General features: G+C 51.1%; 12 protein-coding genes. 7 read left to right on the top strand and 5 right to left on the bottom strand.

All coding sequences use genetic code 11. The annotated features are described in order from the left end of the window. Window positions 1–7 precede the first annotated feature (7 nt). Entirely contained in the window at window positions 8–457 is a 450-nt protein-coding gene (locus tag NST08_RS12185; RefSeq protein WP_007130062.1) for a GNAT family N-acetyltransferase, read from the top strand. 103 nt (window positions 458–560) lie between these two features. On the opposite strand, the gene NST08_RS12190 is transcribed toward NST08_RS12185, so the two are convergent. Further along, window positions 561–854, bottom strand: a complete 294-nt coding sequence (locus NST08_RS12190; protein ID WP_007130063.1) for an RNA polymerase alpha subunit C-terminal domain-containing protein — start codon at window positions 852–854, stop codon at window positions 561–563. Between the two features lie 162 nt (window positions 855–1,016). On the opposite strand from NST08_RS12190, the gene NST08_RS12195 reads away from it, so the two are divergent. From NST08_RS12195 to NST08_RS12210, 4 genes are all read left to right on the top strand, one after another. Next, the gene (locus NST08_RS12195) at window positions 1,017–2,720 is read left to right on the top strand and encodes a GAF domain-containing sensor histidine kinase (RefSeq protein WP_341341790.1); all 1,704 of its coding nucleotides are present in this window, start codon (window positions 1,017–1,019) and stop codon (window positions 2,718–2,720) included. Then, the gene (locus NST08_RS12200; protein ID WP_007130065.1) at window positions 2,713–3,357 is read left to right on the top strand and encodes a response regulator; all 645 of its coding nucleotides are present in this window, start codon (window positions 2,713–2,715) and stop codon (window positions 3,355–3,357) included. Before NST08_RS12195 ends, NST08_RS12200 begins: the two co-directional genes overlap by 8 nt. Window positions 3,358–3,528: 171 nt before the next feature. Then, the gene (locus NST08_RS12205; protein WP_341341791.1) at window positions 3,529–4,149 is read left to right on the top strand and encodes an FMN-dependent NADH-azoreductase; all 621 of its coding nucleotides are present in this window, start codon (window positions 3,529–3,531) and stop codon (window positions 4,147–4,149) included. An 80-nt stretch (window positions 4,150–4,229) separates the two neighbouring features. Beyond that, complete coding sequence (locus NST08_RS12210; protein WP_341341792.1) at window positions 4,230–5,060, top strand: NmrA family NAD(P)-binding protein; 831 nt, start codon at window positions 4,230–4,232, stop codon at window positions 5,058–5,060. 261 nt (window positions 5,061–5,321) lie between these two features. Here NST08_RS12210 and NST08_RS12215 read toward each other — a convergent pair whose 3' ends face one another. Then, on the bottom strand, window positions 5,322–6,224 hold the full coding sequence (locus NST08_RS12215) for an AraC family transcriptional regulator (RefSeq protein ID WP_341341793.1): 903 nt from the start codon (window positions 6,222–6,224) through the stop codon (window positions 5,322–5,324). A gap of 197 nt (window positions 6,225–6,421) precedes the next feature. On the opposite strand from NST08_RS12215, the gene NST08_RS12220 reads away from it, so the two are divergent. Beyond that, a complete protein-coding gene (locus NST08_RS12220; RefSeq protein WP_341341794.1) occupies window positions 6,422–9,100 on the top strand; it encodes a glycoside hydrolase family 78 protein in 2,679 nt (892 codons plus the stop codon). Window positions 9,101–9,417: 317 nt separating this feature from the next. Beyond that, entirely contained in the window at window positions 9,418–9,642 is a 225-nt protein-coding gene (locus NST08_RS12225) for a hypothetical protein (protein ID WP_341341795.1), read from the top strand. Between the two features lie 133 nt (window positions 9,643–9,775). Here NST08_RS12225 and NST08_RS12230 read toward each other — a convergent pair whose 3' ends face one another. The 3 genes from NST08_RS12230 to NST08_RS12240 all read right to left on the bottom strand — a co-directional run bounded on the left by NST08_RS12230 (window position 9,776) and on the right by NST08_RS12240 (window position 11,934). Then, complete coding sequence (locus NST08_RS12230) at window positions 9,776–10,636, bottom strand: IS3 family transposase (RefSeq protein WP_341342626.1); 861 nt, start codon at window positions 10,634–10,636, stop codon at window positions 9,776–9,778. Window positions 10,637–10,647: 11 nt separating this feature from the next. Then, entirely contained in the window at window positions 10,648–10,944 is a 297-nt protein-coding gene (locus NST08_RS12235; RefSeq protein WP_007131733.1) for a transposase, read from the bottom strand. Between the two features lie 327 nt (window positions 10,945–11,271). Then, window positions 11,272–11,934: a hypothetical protein gene (locus NST08_RS12240; protein ID WP_341341796.1), complete on the bottom strand. Its 663-nt coding sequence runs from the start codon at window positions 11,932–11,934 to the stop codon at window positions 11,272–11,274. Between the last annotated feature and the right edge of the window lie 452 nt (window positions 11,935–12,386).

Genomic DNA, 12,386 nt, shown 5'->3' on the forward strand with positions numbered 1-12,386 from the left:
GGATTTCATGAATCGAGTACCAAAGGTGCGTTTGGCCACAAGCTCGGATGCGCCGGCTCTGGTTAACTTAAACGATGAATTTAATGGAGGAAAGATGCCGGTCGCTACCGTGGAGCGGCGCTTGCAGCATGGAGACGAGATCGTCGTGATTGCCCTTCTGAACGATGAACCGGTCGGCTTTGCTTGCGCGCAGACCTACACGTCGTTCTGCTATGAGGAGCTGCTGGCTGAGATTACGGAAATGTACGTGCAGGAACAGGCCCGGGGCATCGGGCTTGCGGGGATGATGATCGAATGCATTGAAGAGCAGCTGCGTACGCAGGGCGTCGCTACCATTAAAGTGCTGACTGGCTGCGATAATGATGCGGCGATCCGTGCTTACGGGAAATCAGGCTTCGTCAAGGAAGATGAAATCATGCTTGAGAAGCAGCTATATGTGAGCCCGGATCAGGCATAGGAAAGAGGGCTCTTTAAGCTGAGCCCACTTGAGAGGGACGCGCGCACCGATTTTTCCTCAATCGGTATGCAGACAATGAGATTCAGGCAGGCATATTCCGTTGCTACTCTTTGAACGATAACCCCCTGGCTTCCAAAGCCGTTCGCAGCTTCGGCAGTGAAGCGGGTCCCATCCCGTGAAACTTCAAAATGTCCTTCTCGCTGTAGTTCGACAGCTCCTGCAAGGTCGTGATTCCGTGATTCTCCAAGGCCCGTCTTGCAGGTGCCGAGAGCAAGGAGAGAAATCCGTTTTCAGGCTTTAGATCCTGCTCGCAAATGGGACAGGTCGGACAATCGCTGCTTTTATAATAAGTATGGCCTTGGCTGCATGTCCTTTTATTTTTGCTTGAGGTTGTCATTGCCTTTAGCTCCTTCATCTTAAAATGGGTGCTGACCGTGTTATCAACTTCACTTTCGAATACTACTTCGCTATCAGCATGAAACTTCCTTTTCCAAATTCGAATGAAATGATCCCTATTTATTATAAGTTACTATTTTCCGATAGACGAGGTGTGGCCTTTATGTTAGAGCATCCGGAGCAGCATGTAAGAGAGCTTACGATCCTTAAGACCATCGCAGAGACGCTCAACCAAAGCAGCGACATGGTGCAAATGCTGCAGACTACGCTTGAGAAGCTGCTGGCTTTGACTCAGCTTGAAACGGGCTGGCTGTTTCTGGCCGGCGATAAACCGGAGTACAGCATGATGGCAGACCGTCATTTGCCCCCTGCCTTAACTTGGGAGGGGAAGAAGCCTATGCGCTGCGGCGACTGTCTATGTCTTCGAATGTACTGGTCCGGCAGCCTGACAGAGCCGGTTACGATCATTGAGTGTGAGCGGCTGCATAATGCAATTAAAGAGAACTGGGGCGAAACTCATCAATTAACGCACCATGCGACGATCCCTCTGACAGTGCAAGGGAACCGTATCGGGATTCTCAATGTGGGTTCTCCAGGCAAAGAGCATTTTTCGGAAAGCGAGCTTGCGCTCCTGCAATCGGTCGCTTACCAGATCGGAACCGCTGTCGAGCGGGCCAGATTGTATGAACTGAGGGAGAAGCAGGCGGTGAGCAGCATGGCCCGCTTCATTGTTGATTATTATGCGAAAGCAACGAGGGTGACCAGATATCTGTGGAAGATCAACGATTTAAATCGGATGTATACGGCGATCGTCGAGCAACTGTGCGCCTCCTTTGACTGGCCGAGCGTCGCCTTGATTACGGCCGAGAAAGATGATGAGCTTTACCTGCATACCCTTTGTCATCATGGTGTGACGCACAGCCCCATGAAGCCGGTCCGTAAAAGCACGCGAAAGTCCGGCAAGGGTGAAGGAATCATCCATCGAGCTTTTGCTGAGCAGCGAGTCGTAACCCATGAAGGTCCTGTACGGGTTCTGCCTGGTATTGGGCCCCATCCCCATTCGGCGGCCCTGCCGTTAACCCATCAGGAGCGAACTTTTCAGACCAAGGAATCTATAGGCGTGCTTTTCATCGGGCGGGATAGCGTGCCATTCAGCGAGCTGGAAATGGAAATTCTCGAGATGCTTGCTGAGCATATCTCACTTGCAATAGAGAAAATTTGCATTTATTACGAATGGCAGGAATTGCTTCTGGCTGAGGAGCGTAATCGTCTTGCCCGTGATCTCCATGATTCGGTCAACCAGAAGCTATTCTCCCTATCGCTGCTAGCGCAAGGGGTTCGCGAGAGGACGCTGATCGCGGATCCGAATACCGCAGAAGCGATCCATGATATCGGGCAGTTAGCCCAAGAGACGCTCGCAGAAATGCGCTCGCTTATTTGGCAGCTGCGTCCATTCGGGGAAGCAAGCGGGATCTTGTCCTCCCTAAAGGATTATGCTGAAAAGCTGGGCATCCAGATCACTTTCCTCATGAAAGAGCTCCCCGAGCTGGCGAAGGAAGTGGAAGAGGCGCTGTACCGGATCGGACAGGAGGCGCTTAACAATATCAGCAGGCATGCGGGCACGAATCGTGCCTGGATCCGGATTGCGCGGGAAGGCTCCAATGTATTCATGAAAATCTCGGATCAAGGACGGGGATTCGTCCCGGGGACCATCGAGAAAAAGCAGCGTTCGCTTGGGCTCACCAGCATGAAGGAGAGGGCTGAGGAAATCAACGGCACCTTAAGCATTAGCAGTGAGGAAGGCATGGGGACCGTTCTTTCGGTGACGGTTCCTCTACAGGCCAGGAAAGAGGGTACGGATGAATAAGATAAAGGTATTGATCGTGGATGATCATCTGGTAGTATTAAGAGGTTTGCGATATTTCCTGCAGACGCAGCCCATGATCGAAATCGTGGACCAGGCACTGAACGGGCTCGAGGCGCTTGAAAAAGCCGAGCTGCTGCAGCCTGACGTTATTCTGATGGATCTGGTAATGCCGGAAATGGACGGGATTGAAGCGACGAAGCAAATTATGGCCCGTTTTCCCAAAATGAAGGTCATTATACTTACCAGCTTTGCCGACCGTGATTCAGTTCTGCCGGCGATTAAAGCAGGAGCGATCGGGTACCAGCTCAAGGATATCGAGCCTAGGGTGCTGGTTGAGACAATCATCGCGGCAATGAACGGAAACCGCACGCTCCATCCGCAAGTGACGAATCAGCTGATCGCCCATGTGGCAACAGGCGACGAAGCGGCCAAAGGCATCCACATCCTGACTGCCCGCGAGCGGGATGTGCTGGAGCAAATTACGATGGGGCGAAGCAACAAGGAAATTGCGGCTGCATTGCATATTACCGAGAAGACGGTCAAGACGCATATTTCGCATATCCTCGGTAAAATGGAGGTCCAGGATCGGACCCAAGCCGCGCTGTACGCAATCAAGAATGGATGGTTCAAGACATAAACCCTTATACGACCAAGGTCGTAGATCAAGGTCTTATCTTCGGATAAGGCCTTTTTGGTATGCCAGGGTTAGACTCGTGCTGGACGTTCCGCTCCGGATTTTTCGATTTAATAGAGATAAGCACTTCACAGGATTTCTTTAAACAAATCTAGATACCGGAGGGAAACAGGGATGAGTACCGTATTATTCGTCAAAGCAAATGATCGTCCGGCGGAGGAGTCTGTCAGCGTCAAAATGTATGAGGCGTTTTTGAAGCATTACAAGCAGACGCATGCGGAGGACACGATAGTCGAGGTTCATTTGCACGAGCAAGAGCTGCCGCTGCTGGGCTGGGATATGATCCAGGCTAATTACAAATCGGCCACCGGGAAGGAGCTAAGCGGGAAAGAAAAGCATATCCGTTCTATTGTGGAGAAGCATCTGGAGCAGTTCATTTCCGCTGACAAAATCGTCATAGCGTTCCCGCTGTGGAATTTGACCGTGCCTTCCGTTCTCCATGCGTACCTGGACCTCATGCATCTTCCGGGTAAAACATTCAGATACACGGAGGCAGGACCTGTTGGACTGTTGTCGGATAAAAAAGCTGTGCTGCTGAATGCACGGGGGGGTGTATATGGGGAGGATGCCCCGTCCGAAATGGCCGTCCGTTTCGTTAAAAATCATTTGAATTTCTTCGGGATTACGAACATTTCGACCGTCATCATCGAAGGACATCATCAGTTCCCCGACCGGGGGGCAACCCTTATTGAAGAGGGAATGCGGAAGGTCGTCATGGAGGCGGAACGGTTTTAACATGAGCAGGCTGCTGGTGGAATTTTGGTGGAGTGAGTCACACATAAGTGCTCAAACCGAATATAAGAGGAGGATTTACAATGACTATTTTAGTTACGGGCGCGACGGGAAGAGTGGGCCGTCAACTTATCCAAGAGCTGCTGAACGAAGGGCACCGCTTAAGAGCGCTGACCCGGAATCCGGCTTTGGCTAAATTTCCTTCGGAGGTTGAAGTATTCGCAGGTGATCTTAGCGATCCGGCAACGTTGGCGCCAGCGCTTCGTGGCGTAACCGCCCTGCATTTAATAACGACCGGGGCAGGTTATATTCCGCTTACGACAGGGGATGAGATCATACGGATGGCTGAGAAAGCCGGCGTAAAGCGCGTGACCATCCTGTGGGATGGAAGGAAGGGAACGATTGAGCAGGCCGTTGAAGCAAGCGACTTGGAGTGGACGCAGCTGCAGCCGGTGGACTTTATGTCCAATGTGTCTAGTTGGAAGGAGTCCATTCAAACGGAAGGCGTCGTTCGGGATCTATTCGGGGATTCTTTACAGGCTTCCGTCCATGAAGGAGATGTGGGTCGTGTTGCAGCTGCGGCCTTGACGAGAGACGGTCATGCAGGTAAAACGTATTCGCTCACCGGACCCGAGGTTCTGACCGTTCCCCAGAAAGTGGACATTCTGAGCAAAGTTATTGGTAAGGAGATCCGGTTCGTTCAGCTAACGGAATCAGAGGAACGTGCACGCATGGCAAAGATGGGCGTTGAGGAAGAGATTATTGACTACGTCATCAATTGGCATAAGCATCCGCCGGTCGAGGCCTATACCGTCAACTTCACAGTGGAGCAGGTTACCGGCACACCTGCCAGAACGTTCACCGATTGGGCTCGGGAGCATGCGGGTTACTTTGCAGGAGAGTCTTCGGGATAACCTTCAACGGATGAGCAATTACGCGGGGGAACCTCAAATCTTGAAACAGGAAGGGGAGATCCACGAATCCCGCGGGGAGTAGAAAAAGGCATTCCCAATCAGAGCGGAAATGACGCCTATTGCACGGCGACATTTTTCCGCTCTGATTGCGTTACATAAGCTCGTATATTGTGATGCGGTGAAGCATAAAAATGGTCGCCATGTTGAAAAAATCAGGGAGAGTGCGAGCCCTTTAAGACCGTTTTCACGTAGATACTCCATTTAAAAGGGGTCCATCAGTCCCCGGGTCTCCATGGAGCGACGAATATCTTTACGGTATTGTCCCGGGGTAAGCCCCATCCGCCGCTTAAATACCCTGTTGAAGGAATGGATGTCTTGATATCCGACCTGCTCGGCAACGGCACTGATCTTGGACGATGTGCTGCGCAGCAGCCTGCGGCTCATACGGATGCGAACCGTCTGCAGGTAATGATGCCATGTCATCCCGGTATACTGCAGAAACAAGCGCTGCAGATGACGCTCGCTGAAGCCGCTCGCATGCGCAAGATGCGTTAACGTCAGCTCCTTCATATAATGGTTCTCCACGTATTGCAGGACATCCTGAAAGGAATGATCGTTTGCCGGCATGGATCCGGCAGGTTCGAGCTCGGCTTTGGCTCGTTTCAATTCGATAATAAGCTGCAGCAGAAGCGCATGCAGGTAATCATTGGAGCCGGACATGGACCTGGCATTCTGCTCATACAGCGCATCGAATAATTGCTCGAAGCGATCATTTCGGTCCGCAACGGAGAGATGACCGAGAACCCCCTCCTCCATCTGCTTCAAGAAGGAGACAATGCCCGGATCCGCCACAAAGGCGATCAGCTTCGGCAGGAGAAGGACCGAGAAGATGCAATTGTTGACAATGAGCGTTTTTCCGTTAGCGGAGGTGGGCCTGAACACGTGAGGCACGCCGAGCGGGATGAAAAACAGCTGCCCTTTGCGGACCTTTTGCACCTGATCCTCAATGTGATGAAAGCCTTCTCCCTCCGCAATGTAGGCAATCTCCAAAAAGTCATGATTATGGTAAGAAACCGAGAAGCTTTCCGAGCTCCGATTCACAAATACCATGGCACCCTGCCGGAAAAAATAGTCTCCGCGGTACGTTTCCATCGGTCGCTTCATGGCTTGTCGCCCCTTATTCATTATCGTAAATTATGTCCATTATACCTCATCTAAATGTCCTTTTTACAATCAATACTGAACATAGCAATCCCTATAATGGAAGTTGAGCCTCTCCTTGCAGAGGAGTCTAACGAGGAAACTTTTATCTGAAAAAACATTCAAAAACGCGTACATCACTCATGAACGGAGGTATGAACATGTTGGAAGTGACGGATCTTCGGTGCGAATATTGGCATCATCCGATTGGCATCGGGGAGAGACATCCAAGATTAAGCTGGCGGCTGCAATCGGATAAGCGGGCTGTCTCGCAAAAGGCTTATGAGCTTGAAGTGGCCGAGGACGAGCAGTTTACGATCCCATGCTGGAAGTCAGGGAAGGTGGATTCGGCGCAGTCGGTTCATGTTGAACTCAGCAATTTCGAGGCAGTATCTTGTAAGCGCTATTACTATAGAGTGCGGGTTTGGGATCAAGAAGGGGAATGCTCCGAATGGTCGGAAACCTCCTATTGGGAAATGGGCAAGCTGGAAGGGGATGCATGGGATGGTCAATGGATTGCAGCCCCTTTGTCTCTAATCCCGGAGGATTCGACTCAACTGCCGCTGCTGCGGCGAGACTTTCGTCTTGAGGCCGCCGTGAAGGAGGCTAGAGTGTACGCAACCTCGCTTGGGCTGTATGAGCTGGAAATGAACGGACAGCGGGTAGGAGACAGATACTTTACGCCGGGTTGGACGAGTTACACACATACGATCCAGACGCAAACCTTTGATGTAACCCGAATGCTGAAGCAAGGTAATAATGCCATGGGCGCATGGCTGGGTAACGGCTGGTATAAAGGCAATTTAGGATGGCAGGGCGGTCGCAATATCTACGGGAGCCGGCTCGCGCTTCTGCTTGAGCTTCACGTCGTTTACGAGGATGGCCGGAAGGAGATCATCGGAACCGATTCCAGTTGGATGGCTGCGCCGGGACCGATCCTGATGTCGGAGCTCTATCATGGGGAAACCTACGATGCCCGGTTGGAGATACCCGCATGGAGCACTGGGGATGATGAAAACGGTGGGTGGCAGGCCGCTGAGGTGATTGATCATGGGTACGATATGCTGAAGCCTCAGATCAATGAACCTGTACGTGCGATCGAAACGATCTGCCCGGTACAAGTGGTCACGACCCCCGAAGGAGACACTGTCCTTGATTTCGGACAGAATTTGGTTGGCTGGGTCCGGTTTCGTGTTGCGGGTCCGGCAGGAACGTTGGTGACGCTGCAGCATGCCGAGGTGCTGGATGCAGACGGAAATTTTTATACCGAAAATCTTCGGACGGCGAAACAGACTATTTCTTATACGCTTAAAGGTGAGGAAACTGAAACGTATGCCCCGCGGTTTACGTTCCAAGGATTCCGGTACGTTCGGCTCGCGGGGTTCCCGGAACCCATTGATATGGAGGCGTTCGAAGCCGTCGTTCTTCATACCGATATGGAAGAGACGGGGACGTTTCGCTGCTCCGAGCCGCTTGTCAATCAGCTGCAGAGCAATATCCGCTGGGGCTTGAAGGGGAATTTCCTGGATATCCCGACGGATTGTCCGCAGCGCGATGAACGTCTCGGCTGGACGGGAGATGCGCAGATGTTCATCCGGACCGCCGCGTTCCTGTCGAATACGGCACCGTTCTTTACCAAGTGGTTGTCCGACTTGGCTCATGATCAGCGGGAGGATGGGGCGGTTCCGTTCGTGGTGCCCAATATTCTCGGTGATTCGTTCGGATCTGCGGCATGGGGAGATGCCGCCGTGATCTGCCCATGGACGGTTTATGTCAGCTACGGCGATGGACGGATCCTGGAGCGACAGTATGAGAGCATGAAGCAATGGGTGTCATATATTCAAGCGCAGGGCGAGCAGGAGTTTTTATGGAATACGGGGTTTCATTTTGGAGATTGGCTGGGGCTTGATGCCAAATCGGGCGACTATGTCGGCGCAACGGAGCGGGACATTATCGCTTCGGCTTATTACGCCTATTCGGTGGATTTGCTTCAGAAAACGGCAGTTGTGCTGGGTAAAGAGGATGACGCCCGGAAGTATGCCGATCTTCGCAGCAACGTAGTAAAGGCGTTCCGGGAGGAATTCGTGACGCCTGCCGGACGGCTTGCCGCTTCCACTCAAACGGCGCATGTGCTCGCGATCTTCTTCAATCTGCTGGATGAGCCGGCGGAGAAGCGGGCGGCGGCCAAGCTGCACCGTCTGCTTGAAGAGAGCAAGTTCCACTTGACGACAGGGTTTGTCGGCACGCCTTACATCAGCCATGCATTAAGCAAACATGGCATGCACGAAGCAGCCTACAAGCTGCTTCTGCAGCAAGATTTTCCATCTTGGCTGTACCCAGTCACGAAAGGCGCGACAACCATCTGGGAGCATTGGGACGGCATTAAGGAAGACGGAAGCTTCTGGAGCAGCGACATGAATTCATTCAACCATTATGCATACGGCGCCATCGGCGATTGGTTATACCGGACTGTGGCTGGCATCCAAACGGTGGAGGCTTCTCCAGGGTATAAGCACATGGTAATAGCTCCTATCCCGGGACCGGGCCTGACGTGGGCGGAGGGCTCGATCAATACCATGTATGGGCCAGTGCGGTCGTTCTGGAGGCTGGAGGAGGCCGACGGCCTTATGAAGGTGGAGGTAACCATTCCGCCGAATGCGACGGCTGAGGTTCGATTGCCGGGTACAACCGATCCTGCAAGCATTACAGAGGGCGGGGGCGTGCCGCTAAGCCAAGCGGCAGGCATCCTTTCGATTAGCGCTGGTGAAGAGGATGTCGTAGTCCAAGCCGGCTCTGGGGAGTACAGCTTTCAGTACAAGTATCGTTTGCAGGTGTCGTAAGGTCATGGGGAATCGGATAACATATCCGGCTGTTTCAGACTTAGGATTCTCGTGAGTTGAGATGTGTTTGCTTAGGAATCGTGATGTTTGCGATTGTTGTTAAAGCTTGTGGATACCATTTGAAATTGTTTGCAGGGATCGAATGCTCAGTAGTGGTAAAATCTCAGTGATCGCAAAGCCTCAGTATGATAAAGTCTCAGTAATTGTAGAGTTTCAATGATTGTATAGTCTGATTGACCGTATTGTCTTTAGTTCCTTAATAATTGGTCAGAGAGCCTCCTCTTGAACGGGTGTTCCGTTCGAGAGGAGGTTTTTGTTTGTATCATTTTAGAGGAGTGAAGTTCCAGAACCTTGTTTCGAGCTCCGCAGGCGCAGCAAGTCCTCAAAAGGGACTTGTGCGGGTGAAAGGGAGCTCCGCAGGCGCAGCAAGAGCCCAAAAGGGACTTGTGCGGGTGAAAGGGAGCTCCGCAGGCGCAGCAAGTCCTCAAAAGGGACTTGTGCGGGTGAAAGGGAGCTCCGCAGGCGCGGCAAGTCCTCAATAGGGACTTGTGCGGGTGAAAGGGAGCTCCGCAGGCGCAGCAAGTCCTCAAAAGGGACTTGTGCGGGTGAAAGGGAGCTCCGCAGGCGCAGCAAGTCCTCAATTGCTCTTCTGTCAAGAAAGTAGACACCTCTAAGCTAAGCTATGCACTCGTAATAGCACTGCTCAAAACGCACCGGGGACATATACCCAATCGTACTGTTAGAACGTTTTCGGTTGTAAAAAAATTCAAGGTACCGGTACAGCTTCTGCCCGGCTTCCTCTTTTGTTTTAAACTTAGGTTTGCTGTAAATGAATTCTCGCTTTAGGATACTGTGAAACGCTTCAATACAGGCGTTGTCGTAGCAGTTTCCTTTGCGGCTCATACTGGGCTTCATGTTAAATTGCTTCAACTGTTCACGGTACTCTTTAGCGGCATATTGCGAACCGCGGTCGGAATGGTGAATCAATCCCTTCGGAGGCTTCTTAGCAGCATACGCCATCTTTAGGGCATCGAGGGTAAGGTTTGTGGTCATCCGATCGCTTAGCTTCCAACCGACGATTTGTTTGGTGTACAGATCCAGGATGCTCGCAAGGTAGAGTTTCCCTTGGCGGCAGGGGATGTACGTGATGTCAGCGACCCACTTTTCGTTGGGCTTTGTGGCTTTGAAATTTTGTTCCAACACGTTAGGGGCAATCGGGAGATCATGCTTGGAATCGGTCGTAACCACTCGGAACTTACGGGCCATGCATGAACGAAGGCCATGTTCGCGCATAATGAGGCCCACCGTACGTTCCGATACCGTCCATCCTTCCTTCACCAGCTCGTTTCGTATTCGGGGACTGCCGTAGGTTTCATCGGAGTCATAGAAGTGCCATTTCACACGTTCAGCCAGCGTTGCCTTACGTTTTTCCCGTTCAGAAGCTTCAGAGGTACGCCATTTGTAATAACCGCTCCGAGACACGTGAAAGAGAACGCACATCTTCTCCAATCGAAACTCGGAGCGATGATCTTCGATAAACTGGAACCTTAGTTCTTTTCTTTGCTGAAGATGTGCATGGCCTTTTTTAGGATCGCAATTTCTTCTCTCAAATCATCAATTTCGCGTTTCTGATCTTCGATAAGTTGGGTTTGCTGACGTAAGGTTTCCCCATGATTGACAGGCTCGTGCTCGAATGTTCGATACTTTTTGACCCAGTTGCGTAATGTGCCTGGATTAATGTTCAACTCATCGGCGATCTGCTCCAGCGTCTTCGACTGTTCTTGCACGTACTTTACGGTTTCACGCTTAAATGTCTCGTTGTAATGTTGTCTATTGCCACTCATTTTTTTTGACACCCTCTCGTCTGCTTTGTTTCATTATCGTTTTATCACTAAGGGGTGTCCACTTTTTATTCTAGCTGCAAATAGGGACTTGTGCGGGAGAAAAGGAGCTCCGCAGGCGCAGCAAGTCCTCAAAAGGGACTTGTGCGGGAGAAAAGGAGCTCCGCAGGCGCAGCAAGTCCTCAAAAGGGACTTGTGCGGGAGAAAAGGAGCTCCGCAGGCGCAGCAAGTCCCTAAAAGGGACGTGTGCGGGTGAAAGGGAGCTCCGCAGGCGCGGCAAGTCCTCAATAGGGACTTGTGTGTGCATCTTGCGTGCCGCTAAAAGTAAACTTACTTCATGTAGTGAGTCGCATCATCGGCTAGTGTATATCGGTGATAGCATTTTGCATTTGGATTAAGCGGTTTAATAAGCCCCTTAGCGAGTAAACTATGCATGATTTTAATAGACTTGTTTCGAGAAATTTTGAAGTGTCGCCGTACGTCCGCAAGGGCGAATGGGGTGTGTAACGTGCTGAAATATCGCATGGCCTCTCGTTCATATAAGGATAACTCTGCTATTTTGGGCATGGTGTGACTGTAGTAATCAAGAATATCGGCCAATGAGTTTCTGCAAGTCTCCGGGCGCTTCTCGATATCATCCATGCTGAATGGCAGGTAGGATATCCCGAGCGCTGCCATGGTTCGAATTTTGCTTCTTTCGAAGCTGAACCGTTCACGGGTTATCGTTTCGGCGTGCGCAGCGAATCCCTCACATTCCAAACCAAGCCGAAGCGGAGTATAAAAGACATCGATAAACAATGACACACCCGCGGAGTTCTTAATTCGATACTCCAGATCCACTCCTTGAAGGGTGCTGAGGACTGGCAAGACAACATTCTTAATTAGAAGCTTAGTACCTGTCATATCCCGATTCAGCATTTCAAGGCGGCGTTTGTCGGTTGTGCTTTTTTGTTCCTTGAGAAATAAATTGAACCTATCTTCAAAGCTAATCATAATGTCCTCCTTTTCAATCAGAGTACAAAAAAAGCCTCGATTGTTCCTGACGGAACTTTCGAGGCGTTCTTCGCTAACGGTAATACTCTGCAATATTTACTTGATTTCATTCTACTGCATTTAGTTTACCAAGTAAATGAATATGAAATTGCATTCTGTTCCGGGCAAGGTAAATGCGTAGCTTACAAATGATTTGTTGTGAAGGTCATCTGCCAGGTATGAGTGTGCGCCGTAAAAGTTAGCTAGCAAAGATCTAAATTGGACGGAGCAGCAGCGAGTATTTCAAATGAGCGCCCTGTCCGGAACGAAAATTCCCTTGTGCCTCAGCGAAATGAATACCGGCGGAAATGGTACATAAACGGGATCAAGGTTATGCTGTTGGTCCCCTGACCGCGCATGAATATACACAACTCCCCGCTCAAACCATTCCAGCAAAAATTTTGCGAGCACAG

Origin of the sequence: Paenibacillus sp. FSL K6-1566, from assembly GCF_038050475.1 — a bacterium.
Lineage (GTDB): Bacteria > Bacillota > Bacilli > Paenibacillales > Paenibacillaceae > Paenibacillus_AQ > Paenibacillus_AQ lactis.